At 48.1% G+C, this 21,152-nt stretch carries 16 protein-coding genes; 10 read left to right on the forward strand and 6 right to left on the reverse strand.

The window, feature by feature from the left end:
- The first annotated feature begins 12 nt into the window (after positions 1-12).
- Positions 13-2,436, forward strand: a complete 2,424-nt coding sequence (gene pbpC, locus DXN05_RS00485; RefSeq protein WP_116845255.1) for a penicillin-binding protein 1C — start codon at positions 13-15, stop codon at positions 2,434-2,436.
- 80 nt (positions 2,437-2,516) lie between these two features.
- Here pbpC and DXN05_RS00490 read toward each other — a convergent pair whose 3' ends face one another.
- Positions 2,517-3,257: an MlaE family ABC transporter permease gene (locus tag DXN05_RS00490; RefSeq protein WP_211329948.1), complete on the reverse strand. Its 741-nt coding sequence runs from the start codon at positions 3,255-3,257 to the stop codon at positions 2,517-2,519.
- 12 nt (positions 3,258-3,269) lie between these two features.
- Entirely contained in the window at positions 3,270-5,618 is a 2,349-nt protein-coding gene (locus DXN05_RS00495; RefSeq protein WP_116845256.1) for an NADP-dependent malic enzyme, read from the reverse strand.
- 249 nt (positions 5,619-5,867) lie between these two features.
- On the opposite strand from DXN05_RS00495, the gene DXN05_RS00500 reads away from it, so the two are divergent.
- Genes DXN05_RS00500 through DXN05_RS00515 form a run of 4 tightly spaced genes read left to right on the forward strand, consistent with a single transcriptional unit; the run spans position 5,868 to position 8,685 of the window.
- Positions 5,868-6,719 carry an ABC transporter ATP-binding protein gene (locus DXN05_RS00500; protein WP_116845257.1) on the forward strand — a complete coding sequence of 284 codons (852 nt, stop codon included), beginning with the start codon at positions 5,868-5,870 and terminating at the stop codon, positions 6,717-6,719.
- A gap of 42 nt (positions 6,720-6,761) precedes the next feature.
- A complete protein-coding gene (locus tag DXN05_RS00505; protein ID WP_116845258.1) occupies positions 6,762-7,571 on the forward strand; it encodes a hypothetical protein in 810 nt (269 codons plus the stop codon).
- Between the two features lie 26 nt (positions 7,572-7,597).
- Positions 7,598-7,978, forward strand: a complete 381-nt coding sequence (locus DXN05_RS00510; RefSeq protein WP_116845259.1) for a GntR family transcriptional regulator — start codon at positions 7,598-7,600, stop codon at positions 7,976-7,978.
- A 5-nt stretch (positions 7,979-7,983) separates the two neighbouring features.
- A complete protein-coding gene (locus DXN05_RS00515) occupies positions 7,984-8,685 on the forward strand; it encodes a hypothetical protein (protein WP_116845260.1) in 702 nt (233 codons plus the stop codon).
- Positions 8,686-8,766: 81 nt separating this feature from the next.
- Here DXN05_RS00515 and DXN05_RS00520 read toward each other — a convergent pair whose 3' ends face one another.
- Genes DXN05_RS00520 through deoC form a run of 3 tightly spaced genes read right to left on the reverse strand, consistent with a single transcriptional unit; the run spans position 8,767 to position 11,097 of the window.
- A complete protein-coding gene (locus tag DXN05_RS00520; protein WP_116845261.1) occupies positions 8,767-9,948 on the reverse strand; it encodes a M20 metallopeptidase family protein in 1,182 nt (393 codons plus the stop codon).
- Positions 9,949-9,967: 19 nt separating this feature from the next.
- Positions 9,968-10,396: an SPOR domain-containing protein gene (locus DXN05_RS00525; protein WP_158559087.1), complete on the reverse strand. Its 429-nt coding sequence runs from the start codon at positions 10,394-10,396 to the stop codon at positions 9,968-9,970.
- 29 nt (positions 10,397-10,425) lie between these two features.
- Positions 10,426-11,097 carry a deoxyribose-phosphate aldolase gene (gene deoC, locus DXN05_RS00530; protein ID WP_116845263.1) on the reverse strand — a complete coding sequence of 224 codons (672 nt, stop codon included), beginning with the start codon at positions 11,095-11,097 and terminating at the stop codon, positions 10,426-10,428.
- A 108-nt stretch (positions 11,098-11,205) separates the two neighbouring features.
- Between deoC and DXN05_RS00535 the strand changes: the two genes are divergently transcribed.
- Positions 11,206-12,615 (forward strand): S41 family peptidase, encoded by a 1,410-nt coding sequence (locus tag DXN05_RS00535; RefSeq protein WP_116845264.1) that lies wholly within the window; start codon positions 11,206-11,208, stop codon positions 12,613-12,615.
- A gap of 111 nt (positions 12,616-12,726) precedes the next feature.
- On the opposite strand, the gene secA is transcribed toward DXN05_RS00535, so the two are convergent.
- Positions 12,727-16,101: a preprotein translocase subunit SecA gene (gene secA / locus DXN05_RS00540; protein ID WP_116845265.1), complete on the reverse strand. Its 3,375-nt coding sequence runs from the start codon at positions 16,099-16,101 to the stop codon at positions 12,727-12,729.
- A gap of 429 nt (positions 16,102-16,530) precedes the next feature.
- Here secA and atpG point away from each other — a divergent pair, with 429 nt between their 5' ends.
- The 4 genes from atpG to DXN05_RS00560 all read left to right on the forward strand — a co-directional run bounded on the left by atpG (position 16,531) and on the right by DXN05_RS00560 (position 21,152).
- Positions 16,531-17,412, forward strand: coding sequence for an ATP synthase F1 subunit gamma (gene atpG, locus DXN05_RS00545; RefSeq protein WP_116845266.1), 882 nt, complete (start codon positions 16,531-16,533; stop codon positions 17,410-17,412).
- Positions 17,413-17,606: 194 nt separating this feature from the next.
- Complete coding sequence (gene scpB, locus DXN05_RS00550; protein ID WP_116845267.1) at positions 17,607-18,605, forward strand: SMC-Scp complex subunit ScpB; 999 nt, start codon at positions 17,607-17,609, stop codon at positions 18,603-18,605.
- A gap of 34 nt (positions 18,606-18,639) precedes the next feature.
- Positions 18,640-19,854, forward strand: a complete 1,215-nt coding sequence (gene lysA / locus DXN05_RS00555) for a diaminopimelate decarboxylase (RefSeq protein ID WP_116845268.1) — start codon at positions 18,640-18,642, stop codon at positions 19,852-19,854.
- Between the two features lie 137 nt (positions 19,855-19,991).
- The gene (locus DXN05_RS00560) at positions 19,992-21,152 is read left to right on the forward strand and encodes an Lnb N-terminal periplasmic domain-containing protein (RefSeq protein ID WP_116845269.1); all 1,161 of its coding nucleotides are present in this window, start codon (positions 19,992-19,994) and stop codon (positions 21,150-21,152) included.

Raw genomic sequence — 21,152 nt, forward strand, 5'->3', positions numbered from 1 at the left:
CTTTATCACCGGATGATTCAATTATATTCCCGCATCAAACACCACTGGCTGCGTTTATCCCGTAAACGCAAAATACTGGTGCTTGCCTGTATCGCCCTTTTTGTATGGTTCTGGTTCAGCCTGCCGGGCAAGTTGTTTGTAACACCCACCAGCTATGTGCTTACTGATAAAAACGGGGTGCTGCTGAACGCGGCCATTGCAGCAGACGGACAGTGGCGTTTTCCCTATGATGCCGATGTTCCTGATAAATTCAAACAATGTATTCTCGCGTTTGAAGACAAGCGTTTCAATTATCATTTTGGTGTAGACTTCCTTGCCATGGGCCGCGCCTTGTGGCAGGATGTGCGGTATCACCGCGTAGTAAGCGGCGGCAGTACCATTACCATGCAGGTGGTGCGATTAAGTCGCGGTATGGGCAGCCGTAATATCTGGAATAAACTGAAAGAAGCCCTGCTTGCTGTTCGCCTGGAATGTTCGTATAAAAAGAAATCCATCCTTGCCCTGTATGCCTCCAATGCACCGTTTGGCAGCAATGTGGTAGGACTGGATGCTGCAGCCTGGCGATACTATGGCAACAGCCCCAAAAGTTTAAGCTGGGGGCAAATGGCTGCGCTGGCTGTATTGCCGAATGCGCCTTCGTTTGTGCATCCCGGTAAAAACAGGGAATCACTGCTGGCCAAACGCAACCTGCTGCTGCAAAAACTGCTGCACAACCATACGATTGATTCCACTACCTGCGCGTTGGCCAAACTGGAACCATTACCCGGCGATCCACGCGCTTTGCCGCAAATGACCCCGCACCTGTTAGACCGTTTTAAGAAAGAGTACCCGCAATTGCTGCAACAGCAGGCGGCAGCAGGCACCAGTATACAAACCACCATCGACGCAGGTTTGCAGCAACAGCTCAACGATATTATTGCCATACATCACGGTCAGCTGAAAGGCAACCAGGTAAACAATGCCGCGGCGATGGTGGTAGATGTGGTTACCGGCAATATACTGGCCTACACAGGCAATGTGTACCAGCCACAGGATGCATCACTCGAAAGCCATGTAGATGTGCTGGCATCGCCCAGAAGTCCGGGCAGCACCTTAAAACCCTTGCTGTACGCAGCCATGCTTACAGAAGGCACCCTGCTGCCGCGCCAGCTGGTGCCTGATATTCCTACGCAGATAAACGGTTATGCCCCGCAAAACTTTGACCTGGGTTACGATGGTGCCGTACCTGCCAACCGTGCACTGGCGCGCAGCCTGAACATACCGGCCGTTAAGCTGTTGCAACAATTCAAGTACCAGCGTTTTTACGATGTGCTGACCTGGTGTGGCTTAACCACGTTAAAACAGCCGGCAGATTTTTATGGCATGAGCCTGATTCTCGGCGGCTGCGAGGTTACTCCCTATGAACTGGCCGGTGTATACAGCAGTGTGGCGCGCATGTACCTGCACGAAAAACAAAACCACGGTAAATGGAACAGTGCAGACTGGTTTATGCCCGGTTATGTGGCCGGTGCAGATAACCGCAAACTGCACCCGGTAGCAGGCAACAATGAATTTGCGCCGTTTGATTATCCTGCCCTGTGGCATACGTTCAATGCGATGAATGAAGTAATGCGCCCCGGTGAAGAAGGGTTGTGGGGCCTGTTTGGTTCTGCCCAGCGCATTGCGTGGAAAACAGGCACCAGCTTTGGCTTCAGGGATGGATGGGCTGTCGGTTTTACACCGCGTTATTGTGTAGTGGTGTGGACCGGCAATACCACCGGCGAAGGCCGGCCCGATTTAACAGGTATCAATACCGCAGCCCCCATCCTGTTCGATATTTTCAGGCAATTGCCATCTTCCCCCTGGTTTCAGCCGCCGTTGAGTGGGTTTGGTTACCTGCCTGTATGCCACCAATCAGGTTACAAGGCCGGCCCCGATTGCCCGGATGCAGATACACTGCTGGTTTCTGCCAGCGCCTTGCAGCATGCAGCGGTATGCCCCTACCACCGGCCGGTAAACCTGGATGCCAGCGGGCATTACCGCGTAACTGCCAGCTGCGTATCGCCCAATAACATGCAGCACAAGGCCTGGTTTATATTGCCGCCTTCCATTGAATATTATTACCGCCAAACACATACCGATTACCAGCCGCTGCCGCCTGTGCTGCCTGGCTGCGAAGCCGGGGAAGGCCGTGCTATTGATATTGTTTACCCCGAAGAAAATGCCCGCATTTATGTGCCGCTGGAGTTAAGCGGGGAAAAGGGCAATACCATATTTACCGCAACCACCCGCAACCACGATGGCAAATTGTTCTGGCACCTCGATGAACAGTACATCGGCACCACGGTACGCTTTCACCAGGTGGCTGTTAACCCTGCACCTGGCAAGCATGTGCTTACTGTTGTGGATGAAAACGGGGAAACCGTGACCAGGGCGTTTGAAGTACAGTCAAAATAAAGGCCCGCGCGGGGCCTTCAGCCATACAACCATTCAACCATCAGTAACAAAAAAGCCCCGGTTCAACCGGGGCTTTTTTGTTACTGGAGCAGCAACGCTGCCAATATATAATCTGCTAACAGAATCAGGATACAACTCACAATTACGGCTGTGGTACTGGCGCGGCCTATTTCGAGGGCGCCGCCTTTTACATAGTAACCAAAATAAGCAGACACACTGCTGATTAAAAACGAAAACGTGTAGGCCTTGATAAGGGCGAAGAACACGTTAAATGGTTTAAAATTCATACGCAGACCGATATCAAAACTTTCGTTTGACAGGATATCTGCCGTAGCGCCGGCAATACGGCCACCCAGCAGCGCCAGGAAAATGGACAATACAATCAGCGCAGGCATTACCACCAGGGAAGCCAATACCTTGGGGGCAATAAGATACCCCCTGCTGTTGATGCCCATAATTTCAAGTGCGTCTATCTGCTCGCTAACGCGCATGTTGCCCAGCTCACTCGCAATTTTACTGCCTACCACACCTGCCAGCACAACGCATACTACAGTTGGCGACAACTCCAGCATAATGGTGTCGCGCACAATCATAGAAATGGTGGTTTTGGGAATAATAGGGCTCACCAGCTGGTAAGCGGTTTGTACCGTGGTTACCGCACCTAGAAATACGGAAATGATCAATACAATGGGCATGGCGCCAAAGCCAATTTCCACGCATTGATGCATGAATTCTTTCCAGTACATCTTCGGGTTTTCAGGACGTTTAAACATTCCCTGAAGCATCAGTAAATAAGTACCTACATGAGTGAGAAAGTGCATGACCGATTCAGATTATTTTTGATTCTTCCGTTTTTTTAACCGTTGCCACCAGGGTGATTTAAGTATCGCTTCCGCACAATTTTCCTTGCACTTCAACTGGGCATCTACCACTGCAATATTAGCCATATTGATGATACTACGAACAGAACTTCCCAACTGCAGTACATGCACCGGTTTGTCCAGTCCCAGCAAAATGGGCCCGATAGCGTCTGCGCCGCCAACTTCCTTCAACAAATTGTATGCAACGTTTCCTGCTGCCAGGTTGGGGAAAATCAATGTATTCACATCCTCATCTACCAGCTCGCTGAAAGGATAGTTGTCTTTCAGTACTTTTTTGTCGAACGCAATCGATGCCTGCATCTCGCCATCTACCACCAGCGAAGGGTTGCGCTGTTTTACCAGTCGCGTAGCTTCCGCTACCAGCCTGGCTTCCGGCGAATTGTTGCTGCCAAAGTTGCTGTAACTGAGCATGGCAATGCGCGGGGTAATATTAAATGCACGTACGCCTTCTGCCACCAGCTGTGTAATATCGGCCAGTTCTTCGGCAGTAGGGTTAAAGTTCACCGTGGTATCGGCCAGGAACAACGGCCCTTTTTTGGTGAGCAGCAGGTACATACCGGCAATTTTTTTCACACCTTCACGTGTACCGATGATCTGCAGTGCCGGGCGTATGGCTTCTGCGTAGTTACGGGTAAGGCCCGAAATCATGGCATCTGCATCGCCTGTTTCCACCATCATACAACCAAAATGGTTGCGGTCGTTCATTATTTTCTTGCTCTCGTAATAGTTAAAGCCTTTGCGCTGGCGTTTGGCGAAGAACAGCTCACCATACTGGTTGCGCTTTTCTTCCATGGCCTCGCTGCGCGGATCGATGATAGGCAGGTCTGCAATATCGATCAGGTTTTCTTCTGCAATCTGGCGGATGGTGGCTTCATCACCCAGCAGAATGGGGTAACCAATGCCTTCGTCGTATACAATGCTCGCTGCTTTCAGAATTTTCTGGTTATCCGCTTCTGCAAATACAATACGGCGCGGGTCGCGGCGGGCTTTGGCGCCCAGTACGCGGATCAGCTGGTTATCCAGGCCCAGGCGTTTGTTAAGCACTACTTTGTAGGCTTCCCAGTCTGTAATTGCTTCCTGTGCCACACCGCTCTCCATCGCAGCTTTGGCTACGGCAGGCGCTACGGTAGCCAGCAGGCGGGGATCAACCGGCTTGGGAATAATATATTCGGGGCCAAAGCTGATGTTCTTCTGGTTATAAGCCAGGTTTACGATATCGGGTACAGGCGTTTTGGCCAGATCGGCCAGGGCTTTAACGGCAGCAAGTTTCATAGCTTCGTTAATTTGCCTTGAACGCACATCAAGCGCACCACGGAAAATATAAGGGAAACCAAGTACATTGTTTACCATGTTGGGGTAATCGCTGCGACCGGTAGCCATAATAATATCCTTACGCGCGGCTGTTGCCTCTTCGTAGGTGATTTCGGGCTCGGGATTGGCCATGGCAAATACCACGGGTTTGGGTGCCATGCTCTGTATCATGGCAGGTGTTACCACATTGCCCACACTTAAGCCTACCATTACGTCGGCATCTTTCATGGCCGTGGCTAAAGTCCAGTCACTGCTTTTTACGGCAAATTTCTGTTTAATAGCGTCCAGGTCGGTACGGCCCTGGTGCAGTACGCCATCTTTATCAAACATGATAAAGTTTTCATACTTCGCGCCCAGCGCCACGTAAATCTGTGCACAGGCCATGGCTGCAGCACCGGCACCATTGATAACCAGGCGCACTTCTTCAATTTTTTTCTGCTGAATTTCCAGTGCATTAAGCAGGGCAGCGCCGCTGATAATGGCGGTGCCATGCTGATCGTCGTGCATAATGGGAATATTCAGCTGCTCGCGCAATGCCTTCTCAATATAAAAACACTCCGGCGCTTTGATGTCTTCGAGGTTAATGCCACCGAACGTAGGTTCAAGCGCCTTTACAATCTGGACAAATTTTTCGGGATCTTTTTCGTTGATTTCGATGTCAAATACATCTATATCTGCATAAATCTTGAACAGTACGCCCTTGCCTTCCATCACGGGTTTGCTGGCTTCGGGACCAATATCGCCCAATCCCAGCACGGCGGTACCGTTGCTGATTACCGCCACCAGGTTGCCCTTGGCAGTATATTTATAGACGTCTTCTTTGTGGTTAAAAATTTCTTTACAAGGTTCTGCAACACCCGGACTATAGGCTAGAGATAAATCGCGTTGGGTTTTTGCTTCTTTGGTGGGTACAACTTCAATTTTACCTGGGCGGCCCTGGGCATGGTATTCCAGTGCCTGCTGCCTTCTAAGTTCTTTCTGCTTGTCCATAGAATTTTTTTACACCGGCAGGTTAAACGCAACTTATTGACCTTCAATTGCATTCATTTAGATCAGGAGATAGGGGTATTGGCTGCTGACCCTGCCGCAAAGCGGCATCCGGCCGGTAAATAAGGGCGCAAATTACAAACAATATGAACAGTTGTTGGTAAACGCGGCCGGTTTGATAAAATATTTGCAAATATGAAAACCTCGCACTACCTTAGTGTACTAATTAACTAGTACACTAAAACAACGGCTATGATAGATATCCAAAACCTTCACTTCAGCTACAAGCGAAAAAACGTGCTTAGCGACCTGAGTGTTCAGTTTCAGCCCGGCTATATTTACGGTTTGCTCGGTAAAAACGGCGCCGGGAAAAGCACCATGATGCACAATATTGCCGGTTTATTATTTCCTAAACAGGGGAAGGTAGACGTGCTGGGCTACGTTCCTTCCAAAAGGCAGCCTGCTTTTTTGCAGGAAATCTTTATGATCCCGGAAGAATTTCACCTGCCGGATATTACCATCGGGCGACTGGTACGCGATCACGCGGTGTTTTACCCGAAATTTAACCAGCAGCAGTTTGAACGCTACCTCAGCGAATTCCAGGTGCCGCTGGCCGATAAACTGCCACAGGCGAGCTACGGCCAGAAAAAGAAACTGCTGATCAGCTTTGCGCTGGCCTGCAACACCTCTATCTTATTAATGGACGAACCTACCAATGGCTTAGACATCATCAGCAAAAGCCAGTTCAGGAAAGTGCTGGCCAGCGTGGTAGATGAAAACAAATGCATCCTCATCAGCACCCACCAGGTAAAAGACCTGGAAAACCTGATTGACCGCATTACGGTAATTGACAACGGCAATATTTTATTTGACCAGAGCATACCCAACATTACCCGCCACCTCGACTGCCGCCTGGCGCAGGATAGCTTTGAAGCAAAAGAAGCGCTGTATGCAGAAGAAACATTCAGGGGCAATGTAATTGTGACCACCAATAACAACGGGCACGAGGGCAAACTCGATCTCGAATTACTCTACAAAGCCGTAATGAATAACCCGGCCCGCGTAAACGAAGCTTTTCACCGCCAGCCAGCCGTACAATACTAATACCCTGACATCAAAACCAAACTTATGAATCAAATAATATCCATGCCACGTTTACTACACCTGATACGTAAACAATGGGGCGACAACAAGCGCATGTATGTGATGGGCATGACCATTACCATCGCTATTATTGCCGGTATCTATTTCTTTAATGTGCTGGCTGCTTATAACCTGGCCCGCGTTTTCTTCGATTCGCCGTTGCGACCTGTACTATATTATGCCGGCCTGTTTATCGTAGGCTGTATTTTCGCCGGTTTGTATTTCAACGACCTGTCATTCAAACCACGTGCTATTACCCAGCTATTATTACCTGCATCCAATACCGAAAAAAGCATTGTTGCCATTTTGTTTGCCGTGGTACTATTCTTCAGCGTTTACACAGCCTTGTTTGAAGCGGTTGATTTTGCTGCTATCTCGGTTGCAAAAGCGCTGCCTGCCACGCTGCACAGAACGCCGCTTACCCGTGAACAGGTGCAGCAACTGCATATATTTAATATGTTCGACGGCAACCCGGTGAACAATGTAGAGCTGTCGATCTTTTTTGCACTGCAATCCTTGTTTTTGCTGGGCTCGGTGTATTTTGAAAAGTTCGGTTATATCAAAACCGCCTTATCGCTTATTGTAATCGTGTTACTGTTTATTTTATACGTGGTAAAACTTGCAGACAATTTTCTGCCAAGCGGCGGGTTTGATGGAGATATGCATTATTTCAAATCGTACGATGAACACAGCGGTGTGCACCTGATTCCGATACCCTGGTTACTCGGCTGGCTGATGCTGCGTGGCATTTATATACTGATAGCAGCAACCTGGGTTACCATCTGGTTCAGGCTTAAAGAAAAAGAAGTGTAGACTTAGACCATTAAACGCGAGATTGTATGCAATTCAACGAATCACAGGCCATTTATTTGCAGATAGCGGATTATGTGTGCGAAAAAATTCTGCTGAAGCAATGGAAGGCCGACGACAAAATTCCATCAGTACGTGAACTGGCCGTACAGCTGGAAGTAAACCCCAATACGGTTATGCGCACCTATGATTTTTTGCAGCAGCAACAGATCATCTATAACCAGCGCGGCATCGGTTTTTTTGTATCGGCCGATGCAATGCAGGTAGCCCTGCAATACCGCAAAAACCAGTTCCTCGAAAAAGATTTACCACAGGTATTTCACAACATGCGCCTGCTGAATATGGACATTACCGAACTGAGCGCACGTTTTGAAACATACAAAACCCAATTGGTTTCAACATCAAACTAACTACAATGAAAACAAGCAATAAAATATTACTCAGCCTGGCTACCATCATCGCTTTGCTCTTCGCAGGCGTGGTATTCGCCATTAACAATAACCTGCGCAAGGGCAACCTGGTAAGTAAGCAGGAATACACCAAATCGAACAGCAATATCACCGATATTACACCGTTTAATGTACTGCTGTTGAAAGGCAACCTGGATGCACCGGTATATATTGAACAGGACGACAAATACAGCATTGAAATTCCCAAACATGCAGCATCCAATGTAAAATATGTGATGCAACAGGATACACTGGTTGTAGAAGAAGATTATACCCAAAGTATTGACCGCCACTATTCCATTACGGTGCATATGGCCAAAACAGGTTTGGTGATTGGTAACAACGCCAGCATTAATTACGCCAGGTGGAGCAACCTGCCCGCACCGGTATTTATACTGCATAACAGCCATTTCGGCGTATACCGCTCTGAACATGAAGATGGCCATAACAAGCCCATGTATTCGCACACCAGTCTCGACAGCCTGCGCATTACCGGCACAGGTAACAGTGAAATAGGTTTTGACGATGACATACTGATACAACAGCTGAATGCCAGTATCGACGGCACTACCCAACTGATACTCGCTAAAAATGTACTGCACCTGCAGCTAACCGCAGGCGACAGCACCCATATAGAAGCCAACGGTTTTCACTGGAAACAACGCTGATACTAACTGCTTACTGCCTCCCTTTAAAAAACAAAAGCTGACAGCAACCGCTATCAGCTTTCTTTTTTCCACTATTACGGGTTAAAGATTCACTGTTGCACCCAGCCAAGCCATCATGCCCATGCCGGTTTCAATGGCACGCTCATCAATATTAAAGCGCGGGGTGTGTACGTTGTGTACAATATCCTTTGCTTCGTTACGCACACCCAGTCGGTAAAAACAACCGGGAATAACCTGGGTATAATACCCAAAATCTTCTGCGCCCATGCGCATTTCGGTTTCCAGCACATTTTCCTGGCCCATATAGGCCTCTGCCTGTGCCCAGGCATTGGCAGTGAGCTGCGGGTCATTGTCAACCGTAGGATAGCCCACATCAATGTGCAGCTCCACTTCTGCACCCATGGCTTCTACCAGTCCAACGGTTTGCCTGCGGATGAGTTCGTGTGCCTTAAAACGCCACGCTTCATCCATGGCGCGGAAAGTACCCATGAGTTTAACCTCGCTGGGAATAACATTGGTGGTATGGCCACCCTGGAACGAGCAGATGGACAATACAGAAGGCATCAGCGGGTTGTTGTTGCGGCTGATGATCTGCTGCAGGCTTACAATAAGCTGTGAGGCGATCAGGATGGTATCAGCCGTGAGATGCGGTGCTGCAGCATGGCCACCCTTGCTGCGGATGGTAATATACAACTCGTCGGCACTGGCCATTACACGGCCTTTGCGGAAGCTGAGCCTGCCCACTTCCAGGCCGGGATGCACATGCAGCCCGATGATACCTGCAGGCCTGGGATTTTCGAGCACTCCCTCCTTAATCATATAACTGGCGCCGCCGGGATTGCGCTCTTCACCCGGCTGAAAAATCAGCTTTACAGTACCCTCCCATTCCTGCTTCAGCTGCTGCAGAATGCGTGCAGCACCCAGCAGGCAGGTTGTGTGTACATCATGACCACAGGCATGCATTACGCCCGGGTTGGTTGATTTGTAGGGCACATCATTTTCTTCGAGTATGGGCAGTGCATCCATATCGGCACGCAAGGCCATTACCCTGCTGCCGGGGTTGCGGCCTTCAATTAAACCCACCACACCGGTGGTGGCCTTTATTTCAAAAGGGATACCCCATTCGGTTAATTTCTGTTGTATATAAGCCGAGGTTTCAAATTCCTGGTAACTCAGCTCAGGATGTGCGTGCAGGTGGTGCCTGATGGCAATCATGTCAGCGGCGTATTCCCTTGCACAGGACTGGATTTTTTCTTTTAGCATATCCACCAATTTTCTGGTCTTATTCTGTCGTTTCGTCTGTTTCTTCGGGGTTGTAGTCAATCACATCGTCTACTACATATACTCCCTGCGGATAATAACGCAAAACGCTTGTTCTGAATTTTTCCGCTGCCTCTCTTTCTGCAAAATCCCCGATGCGTATTTTAAAATACGGCGACTGGTACAGTGCATATGTTTTTTGCCCGGGAAACTGTTGCAGCAGGCTGGCTTTTACTTTAAAAGCTTCGTCGCGGCTGCGTGTGCTGAGCACCTGCAGCCTAAAGCCCTTAAATTGCCCGTTGGCATTTAAATGACTGGCCAGCCTGTTCACTGCGGCCTGTTTGGCATTAAAAATATCCAGCCTGGGGTCTTTGGTTACCACAATGCTGTCCTGCGCGTTGGTGTATACAACAGCGATGAGCAGTATTCCAAGCATCAGTAATTGTTTCATACACATATTGGTTGAAAGGTTTAAGGCTGTTAATAAAAACCCGCACCTGCGGCACTGCCGGTTACAATGGCCACGCTGGCACTGCAGCCCAGCCTGGTAGCACCTGCTTCAACCAGTTCGGCGGCAAATTCATAGGTTTTAATGCCACCCGAAGCTTTAATCTGTACATTGGCAGGCAGGTGCCGGCGCATTAACTGTACGGCATGTACTGAAGCGCCCTTTTCGGCATAACCGGTAGAGGTTTTCAAAAAATCAACCCCGCCAACACCATACAGTTCGCAGCATTTAATGATTTCCTCATCGGTTAAAATGCCTGATTCGATAATTATTTTAACCACTTTTTCTTTGCTCCTGATCACCGGCAGCAGGTGGTTTATTTCGTTGGCCAGGTAAGCCCAGTCGTTATTTTTGAGCGCAATGAGATTAATGACAATATCCAGCTCATCGGCACCATCTACCATTGCCAGCACGGTTTCGGCCAGTTTGGCTTCTACGGCCGAGTACCCGAAGGGAAAACCAATTACAGTGGCTACCTTTATACCACTGTTCTGCAGCAGCCCTGCAGCCATACGCACAAACGTGGGCGGCACGCAAACGGCAGCAAATTTATAGTGCCGGGCATCAGAACACACTTTTTCAATATCTGCTATTAGTGTGGTTGGTTTAAGGATGGTATGATCTATGTATTGATTTATTTGCATGGCAAACAGTTGAATGCGCTAATTTGGTATACATTTTTCTAAAAAAACAAAGTTACCAAAACAATCTGTCCGGCTTTTTACGTTTATTAAATATATAATCCTACTGGTATGAAAAGAATGCACCTGATGCTTGGAGCTGCGCTGCTGTTTGGAGGTTTGCTATTCAGCAGTTGCCAGAAATCGATTAGTAATGAAAACCCGCCCGCTCCTACCGACAGTACCGGCAACCAGGCCGGCCAATACCCGGTAGTTGATACTGCCCTCGCCTATACCCTTGATGTGTATTACTGGTACAAACAAATACCTTCCACCTTTACCGATGCAGGTATTACCGCCCCCGATTCGCTGATGCTTGCCATCAGGCCGTACAGCATGGTAAGCGGTTACCCCAACCCGGTTGACAGGTACAGCTTTGGCATTAAACAGGCTTCGTTTGACAATACCAGCTCTGGCGTGGCGCAGGATTTCGGGCTGTATGCCCGCTACCTGGGCGGCACCAACCAGCTGTACGTGATGTATGTGGAAAGAGAAGCGCCGGCAGGTGTACAGGGTATACAGCGCGGCTGGCAAATACTTAAGGTTAACGGTATTGGCACCACGGATACCAGCTCGAGCAATATCAATTTCCTGGTAGATGCCATTTACAACAGCAGCACCAGCAGTTTTACCTTCCAGAAACCGGATGGCAGTACGGTGGATATTACCCTCAGCGTAGGCACCTACAATGCCCATTCCGTACTGGCCGATACGGTACTGACCACTACCCAGGGCAATGTGGGTTATATGGCCTTTAATTCCTTCCTGGGCGATTCGCTGGATATTGACAACAACTTTAAACGCATTTTCAGCAATTTTGAAGCGAACGATGTGCAGAATGTGGTGATTGACCTGCGCTACAATGGCGGCGGTTACGTGTACAATGCAGAAAAGCTGTGTAATTACCTGGCTCCTGCCTCCGCTAACGGCCAAACCATGTTTACGGAAGAATTCAACGACAAACACAGTGACTGGAATGAAACTTCCAAGTTTAACAAAATAGGAAATCTTAACCTCAGCAGCATTTTCTTTATCGTCTCAGACGAAACGGCTTCGGCCAGCGAGTTGGTAATAAATAACCTCAAACCGTTTTTAAGCGAGAAACTGGTTGGTCCGGCCACGCATACGTATGGCAAACCAGTTGGCTTTTTCAACATCCCGGTGGGCGACTGGTATATTTTCCCTGTATCGTTCCGCAGCATCAACAATGCGGGTACCAGTGATTATTACGGCGGCTTTACCATTGACAAACCGGCCACAGACGGTGTAAACCGCAACTGGGGCGACCCTACGGAAAACTGCCTGGCCTATGCGCTGAAATACATTACTACCGGTGGTTTCAGGGAAAGCGGCACTGCGGCATTCCGTACCCCTTCTGCAAAGGTAAAAAGCACGTACAGGGCCGGTTTTAACGGTGCTATCGACAACAGGCATATCAGGCCGGCACTGAACCTGAAAAACCTGCGTAGTACTAAGAAATGATGGGTTGATGGTTGAGGAGCCGTTAACTAAACGACATTAACCGGCGATTCACGATTGATGCTTACGGGCAATAAAAAAGGTGGTTTTGCAACCACCTTTTTTATTTATGCTTTACAGATCTTTTCCGTGACACTGTTTGTATTTTTTACCACTTCCGCACGGGCAGGGATCATTGCGGCCTATTTTGGGGCCAACTTTAATGGGTTCCTGTTTTACATGCTCTTCAGAAGGATCGTAATAGGCCGCATCGGTACCGGCTGCGTGGTTGGCGCCGTTGTTCTGCACCTGCTCCTTGTTGGTTTGCATGTGACGCATTTCGTTGCGCTGCTGCTGTTCTATTTCACGCAGCACACGGGCCTGGTCTGCAGCCGGCGGAGCCGCCTGTTTGGCCTGTGGTGCTTCAATATGTGTGAGGAAACCAACGATGTCTTTGTTAATCGCACCATCCATTTGTTTAAACAGCATGTACGCTTCCTGCTTATAAATTACCAGCGGGTCTTTCTGTTCGTAATGGGCTGTTTGCACGCTTTGTTTCAGATCGTCCATTGAGCGCAGGTGTTCTTTCCATGCGTCATCAATTAAATCGAGTGTTACAGTGCGTTCCAGTGCCTGGGTTAATTCCACGCCTTCAGATGCCACGTTTTTATCGAGGTCAACTTCCACGTGAATACCGGAGTTTCCGCTGCGGAAAGGCACGGGTATTTTAATTTTCCTGCGGCCGTCCGGAGCGCCTTCGTTGCGCTGTATTTCCTGGAATACGGGCAGGGTTTGTTTAATGATATGTGCCTTGCTCTGCTGGTAACCGGCAAATGCTTCTTCGTACAGTTTATTGGTCAGTTCCTGCACATTGCCCTTGCTGAACTGTTCCTGCGTAATAGCAGTTACTGCACCAAAAATATGGTATACCTGTGCTTTAAATTCTTCGTAATCGTTGTTTTCGCGCAGGCTGCTTACCAGGCTGTCGGCCACATCGTAAAACGCGTTGTCGATATCCAGTGAAAGCCTGTCGCCGAACAGGGCGTGATTGCGTTTGGTATAAATTACCGTACGCTGCTTGTTCATCACGTCATCATATTCCAGCAAACGCTTACGAATGCCAAAGTTATTTTCTTCTACTTTCTTCTGCGCACGTTCAATGCTCTTGGTAATCATGCTGTGCTGAATTACCTCGCCTTCTTTATAACCGGCAAAGTCCATCACCTTGGCAATACGTTCGCTGCCGAACATACGCATCAGGTCATCTTCGAGCGATACATAGAACTGTGAAGAACCGGGATCACCCTGGCGACCGGCACGGCCACGCAACTGCCTGTCTACACGGCGTGATTCATGGCGTTCAGTACCCAGGATAGCTAAACCACCTGCTTCTTTTACACCGGGCCCCAGTTTAATATCGGTACCACGGCCGGCCATGTTGGTAGCAATGGTTACCGCGCCGGTTAAACCGGCACTGGCCACTACTTCGGCCTCACGGGCGTGTTGTTTGGCGTTTAATACATTGTGCGGAATGCTTTTCTGGCGCAGCATACGGCTAATGAGCTCACTCACTTCAACCGAAGTGGTACCCACCAGTACCGGGCGGCCTGCATTGCGCAGTTCTTCAATTTTATCAATTACAGCACCGTATTTCTCACGTTTGGTTTTGTACACCAGGTCCTGCTCGTCTTTACGCGTAATAGGAATATTGGTAGGTATGGTAACCACGTCGAGTTTATAGATATCCCACAACTCAGCTGCTTCTGTTTCGGCAGTACCGGTCATACCAGCCAGTTTGTGGTACATACGGAAGTAGTTCTGCAGCGTAACAGTTGCATAGGTTTGAGAAGCGGCTTCAATGTGTACGTTTTCTTTTGCTTCAATGGCCTGGTGCAAACCGTCGGAGTAGCGGCGGCCATCAAGAATACGGCCTGTTTGCTCATCCACGATTTTCACTTTGCCATCCATCACCACATACTCATCGTCCCTGTTAAAAAGCGTGTATGCTTTCAGCAACTGCTGCATGGTATGAATACGGTCGGTTTTCGCGTTGTATTCATTGCGCAGTGTTTCTTTCTGCTCAATTTTTTCTTCGGCAGTAAGTGCCTTGTTATTATCGATAGCAGCAAGTTCAACGCCGATATCGGGTATAATAAAAAAGTTGGGATCTTCACCGGCGCGGGTAATGGTATGAATGCCCTTGTCCGTAAGTTCTACTGAATTGCTTTTTTCATCAATATAGAAATACAGCTCTTCATCTACCTTGTGCATTTCGCGCTGCTGATCGGCGAGGTAATGGTTCTCGGCTTTCTGCATTTTAACGCGGATACCGGGTTCACTCAGGTATTTGATGGTAGCGCTGTTTTTGGGCAAACCGCGGTGTGCACGGTACAGGGCCAAACCACCATCTTTCGGATCGTCGTTGCCTGCAGCAATTTTTGTTTTTGCCTCGTTCAGGTATTGGTTTACTGCCTGGCGCTGCAGCTTAATCAGCTCTTCGATACGTGGTTTCAGGTCAAAGAACTGCTGGCTGTTATCGCTGTGGCCAACCGGACCAGAGATGATCAATGGCGTACGCGCGTCGTCAATCAACACGCTATCCACTTCATCCACCATGGCGTAGTGGTGTTTGCGCTGTACCATCTGGCTTGGGCGGTGCACCATGTTATCGCGCAGGTAATCGAAACCAAATTCGTTGTTGGTGCCGTAAGTAATATCAGCGAGATAGGCCTTGCGGCGCTGGGGAGAGTTGGGTTCGTGTTTGTCGATACAATCAACGGTTAAACCCAGCCATTCAAACACCGGTCCGTTCCATTCGGCGTCACGGCGTGCGAGGTAATCATTCACCGTAACAATGTGTACCCCTTCACCTGCGAGGGCGTTGAGGTAGGCAGGCAGGGTACTTACCAGTGTTTTACCTTCACCGGTAGCCATTTCGGAAATTTTACCCTGGTGCAGTACGGTACCGCCTATCAGCTGCACATCGTAGTGTACCATGTTCCAGGTTACGTCGATGCCTGCGGCAGTCCAGCGGTTTTTATAAAGCGCCTTGTCACCATCGATAGAGATGTAATGTTTTTTGCTAACACTTAATTCTTTATCGAGCTCGGTGGCGGTAGCGGCTACAATTTCATTGTCTTTAAAGCGGCGCGCAGTTTCCTTTACTACGGCAAACGCTTCGGGCAGCAGTTGCTGCAGTATTTCTTCAATTTTGGCGTCGCGGTCTTTCTTCAGCTTATCCACCTCGTTGTAGAGGGCGTCTTTAGCCTGCAGATCGGTCTCACTCATATCGGCAGCTTCCTGTTGTTTGGCTGCAATTTCTGCATCAATGGGCTGCAGGTGCTGGCTGATACGCTGTTTGAACTCCGTGGTTTTACCACGCAGCTCATCGTTCGTGAGCGACTGGTACTTTTGAAAGTATTCGTTGATTTGGCCTACAAGTGGTTCAATCTGTTTTACGTCCTTTTCAGATTTGTTGCCACCCAGTAGTTTGCTTAAAAAACCTAACATAAATAATGTTTTCTATTACCTGCAGGGTTTGTGCAACACCGGCAGGCATTTTTAATTGGTTATGTATTATTACAAACAGGATGTTTACGTCAAAAACAATGCAACCTGTTTCCCTTAGCCATAATGGCAGCATTTTAGTTGAGCGAACGTCAAAGGTAAAGAATTTGCAGGGTGAAGACGTTAACTTTCGGTAATTGTTGCAGTATAGGTGAAATGATACAGACACATTAACATTTTCACTATTTATTTTATCAAAGGATATATTGCTGCAGTGTTTGAGCCTGTAATACAGGCATTTTGGCGGCTGCAGGCAGCTGAAAGTATTTTTCATTGTTAAAACTGGAAATACGGCGTCTTTCTGCTACTTTTGCAGCCAATTTTACGTTTTACCCGTTTGGGAAGCGAATAAAACATAAACGACAACAAACAATGGCTGGTCAGTTAAAAGAGGTTCGTAACCGTATCAAATCCATTCAGAGCACACAGCAGATTACCAAAGCGATGAAGATGGTAAGTGCTGCCAAATTGCGCCGTGCGCAGGATGCTATCGTGCAGATGAGGCCTTATGCCCAGAAACTGCAGGAAATGCTGAGCAATATTGTGAGCAATGTGGAAGGCGATTTGAACATTAAACTTGCCGAAACACGCCCTGTTGAAAAAGTGCTGTTTATTGTTATTACCAGCGACCGCGGTTTGGCCGGCGCCTATAACTCCAACGTAATTAAAACCGTAAAAGCGGCTATTGCCAGCGAATACAATACCCAGTTTGCCAAAGGCAATGTGACCATCTGGAACATTGGTAAAAAAGGCTGGGAAAGCATGACCAAAAGCGGCTACAAAACCGAAGACACTTATAAAGATATTTTTCTTGACCTGAAGTTCGAAAAAGTTCAGGCTGCTGCACAGGCTGCCATGAAAGGCTTTGAGAACAACCAGTTCGACGCGGTATATATTGTATACAGCGAATTTAAAAACGCCGCTACACAGCAATTCAAAGCAGAGCAGTTTTTACCCATCCCCAAAGTAGCCAAAGTTGAAGGCGCTAAAAAAGCGGACTTTATTTTTGAGCCCGAAAAGGAAACGCTCATTGCCGAGCTGATGCCCAAAATTCTGAACACACAACTCTATAAAGCCGTTCTGGATGCCAACGCCAGCGAACATGGTGCACGTATGACTGCCATGGATAAAGCCAGCGAAAACGCCAACGAACTGCTGAAAGCGCTGAAAATTTCTTACAACCGCGCCCGCCAGGCGGCCATTACCACCGAGCTTACCGAAATCGTAAGCGGTGCGGCTGCTTTGCAGGGGTAGGTTCAATTTGAAAATTTGAAAGTGTGGTAATTTGAAAATGGAGAGAAAGAATTAATGTAGTAATTTGAAAGGCTGATTGGGAGATGAAACACCGTTAAGCGGCAGGGACGTATCAGTTGCTCAAATGCTCAAATTTTCGGATTGCCCGGTTTTCATTTTCAAACTTTCAAATTCACAAATTTTCAAATTACCGTATGGAATTATCCGAAATCATCCCGCACATTGAAGTGCTGATTTTTGCGAGTGAAAAGCCGTTAACCAATCTTGATATTGTTGAGCTCATCAACAATACGTTTGGATTTATGGAAGAACGCATTACGCTTGATCAGGTAGAATCGTGTATGGAGGGTATCAGGGAAAAATACCAGTCAGAGTTTTACCCGTTTGAAGTGCGTGAAAGTGGCGGCGGATGGCAGTTTTTAACCAAACGCGATTACCACAAAACCATTGCCCAGCTTAACGGCGACAAATTTTTGAAACGGTTGTCCAACGCTGCGCTTGAAACACTGGCCATTATTGCCTACAAAGCGCCGATCACCAAGGGCGAAATAGAATCTATACGCGGCGTGAACAGTGATTACAGCATCCAGAAACTGCTGGAAAAAGAACTGATTATTATCACCGGCCGCAGCGAAAACCTGCCCGGCAAACCGCTGGTATACGCTACTTCCAAATCGTTTATGGATTATTTTGGTCTCAATTCTGTGGCCGACCTGCCCAAGATTAAAGAGGTACTCGCCGATATTATGATTGAACCAACCCAGGTATCCGGCGTTACCGAAACAGGAAAACCGGAAGAAGAAAAAGCACCGCTCGCTGTTGACAGCAACGGCGACCTGATAGCGCATGATGCTGCCATTGCTGAAGCAGCTGCTGAAACAAACAGCGAAGAAACTGCAGCAGCACAGGACGAACCCGATGCTGCGCAGGATGTGCAAGATGCCGCGCTTGATGCAGCTGCTGCCACAGCAGCATACAACCTGATTACTGAAGAACAGGAATCGGGTGACCAGGACGAGATAGATGCGGCCCTCGATGCAGCTGCTGCTACCGAAGCATACGACCAGCTTGCTGAAGAAGCTGAAGAAACAGCTTTCACCAGCGAGGAGGAAGATATACCTTCGAAGCAGGACGAGGATGAAACGCCTTTTGCCGATGATGAAGCAGCCGACGAAAAGCCTGCTGAAGAATAGCATATTTAATTGACCATTTCTCTTTCCCCCTTATATGTCACAACAGTTAAGCAACGATCAGTTAACTGCCATCGCACAGCAGTATGGCACGCCCGTTTATGTATACCATGCCGAAAAAATAAAAGAGCAATACAGCAAGCTCATTCATGCCTTTGAAGGCCAGGATGTGGTGTTTTATTATGCCAGCAAGGCGCTCACCAATATCAACGTATTAAAATATATCAGCAGTATTGGCTGTAATGTTGACTGCAGTTCGGTAAACGAGGTAAAGCTGGCGCTGCATGCCGGTTTTCCTGCCAAAAGAATCGTGTACACTTCTAACGGTATTGCCTTCAGCGAAATCGAGGAAGTGCAGTCGCTAGGTGTGCACATCAACATCGACAGTCTTTCCAACCTGGAGAAATTCGGTAAAAAATTCGGTCACAGTTACCCGGTGGGTATCCGTTTGCGCCCGAACATTATGGCAGGCGGCAACCTGAAAATTTCTACCGGTCATGATAAAAGCAAGTTTGGTATACCGGTTGACCAGATTGATAAAGTGCTGACCCTGGTAGAAAAACATGACCTCTACATTCACAACCTGCACATACATACCGGCAGCGAGATAAAAGACGTGGAAGTGTTTGTAAAAGGCATACAGGTGCTGTTTGATATTATCCCGCGTTTTAAAGAACTGGATTCCATTGACCTGGGCGGTGGTTTTAAAGTACCGTACAAAGAAGGCGATCCTGAAACCGATATTACCCTGCTGGCACAAAAGGTAAAAGAAGCGTTTGCCGCACACCCCAACCCCAACGGCAGGCCATTGCAGGTTTGGTTTGAACCGGGTAAATTCCTGGTAAGCGGTGCAGGTTATTTTATTACCGAAGTAAACGTGCTGAAAGAAACGGCCACTACCACATTCGCCAGCGTAAACAGCGGGTTTAACCACCTGATACGCCCCATGTTTTACGACGCCTATCATCATATTCAAAACATCAGCAACCCCGCAGGTGAACTGAAAAGCTACAGCATTGTAGGCAATATCTGCGAAACCGACACCTTTGCCTGGAACCGCCAGTTAAACGAAGTACGCGAAGGCGATTTGCTGGTATTTTACAACGCAGGCGCTTATGGTTTTGAAATGAGCAGCAATTTCAATTCACGCTACAAACCGGCAGAGGTACTGGTGAAAGACGGCGCCTATCATTTGGTTAGAAAGGCAGATGTTTTTGAAGACCTGTTGCGCAACCAGATTATGGTTTTGTAAATAATAACATTGCTATCGCATACACAGCCTGTTACTGCTACCTGGTAACAGGCTGTTTTGTTTTAACAAGGTGTAACGGGGCCCGCGCTTTTGCCTTTGTGTTGAACACATTACCTTTGGCCAAACTTTTTTCTTCCATGAAAAAATCAGTGGTGTTTCTTTCCCTGCTCTTTACCCTTGCAACTTCAACCCTTTTTGCACAGAACGACAGCTGCCATTTGCGCATCAGTGTATTAACCTGCGCACCCGGCGAAGAACTGTATTCCACTTTCGGGCATTGCGCCATACGGGTAACAGACAGCAGCACCAGGCAGGATCTTACCTTTAACTACGGCACCTTTAATTTCGACGACCCTGATTTTTACACCAACTTTTTACTGGGCAAACAGCTGTTCTCCCTTTCGGTGAGTGACTTCAGTTATTTTATGCCCGAATACGTGGAAGAACACCGTACCGTAACAGAACAGGTATTGAACCTGAGCTGCGCAGAAAAACAACGCATTTTTGATGCACTGAAAGAAAACTACCTGCCGCAGAACAGGTATTACAAATACGATTTCTTTTTCGACAATTGCACCACACGTATCGAAGGCCTGTTAAAGAATAATGTGGCAGGATACCATATTCCCAACCCCATTGTTCCGCCGGGCACTACATTTCGTAAACTCATTCACAACTACCTTGACAAAGGCGGTGAACCCTGGAGCAAACTGGGTATCGATATTTTACTCGGCAGTAAAATTGACAAACTCACTACCACAGAAGACGCGCAGTTTTTGCCCGATTACCTGCGCAAAGGCATTGACAGCGCCGTTACACCTGCACAGCCGCACGGCATTGTACTGCGTACCACCAATATTTATGAAGGACAGGCGCCCGGCATGCCGCAGGGCAAATATGTACCGCTGATTATATTCAGCGTATTTGCACTGGTGGTGCTGGTACTATCACCCATGACCAGCAGGCCGGCCCGTATGGTAGTGCGCATTGCAGATACCCTGCTGCTGTACCTGACCGGTCTTGCCGGCATTATGTTGCTGTTTATGTGGTTTGGCACCGACCACCTCATATGCCGCAATAATTTTAACCTGTTATGGGCGCTGCCTACCAATTTCATCGCAGCCTTTTTTATCTGGAAAAAACCGTCATGGGTACGCAAGTATTTCCTGGCAGCAGCGTTGATACAGATTGTTACCCTGGTAGGCTGGTGGGCATGGCCGCAGCAACTGAACATTGCGCTGGTGCCAATTGTAATAGTGCTGGCATTCAGGTATATTCAACTGGCAAAAAACAAGTAA

This window comes from Deminuibacter soli (assembly GCF_003412455.1).
In the GTDB taxonomy this organism is placed as follows: Bacteria; Bacteroidota; Bacteroidia; order Chitinophagales; family Chitinophagaceae; genus Deminuibacter; species Deminuibacter soli.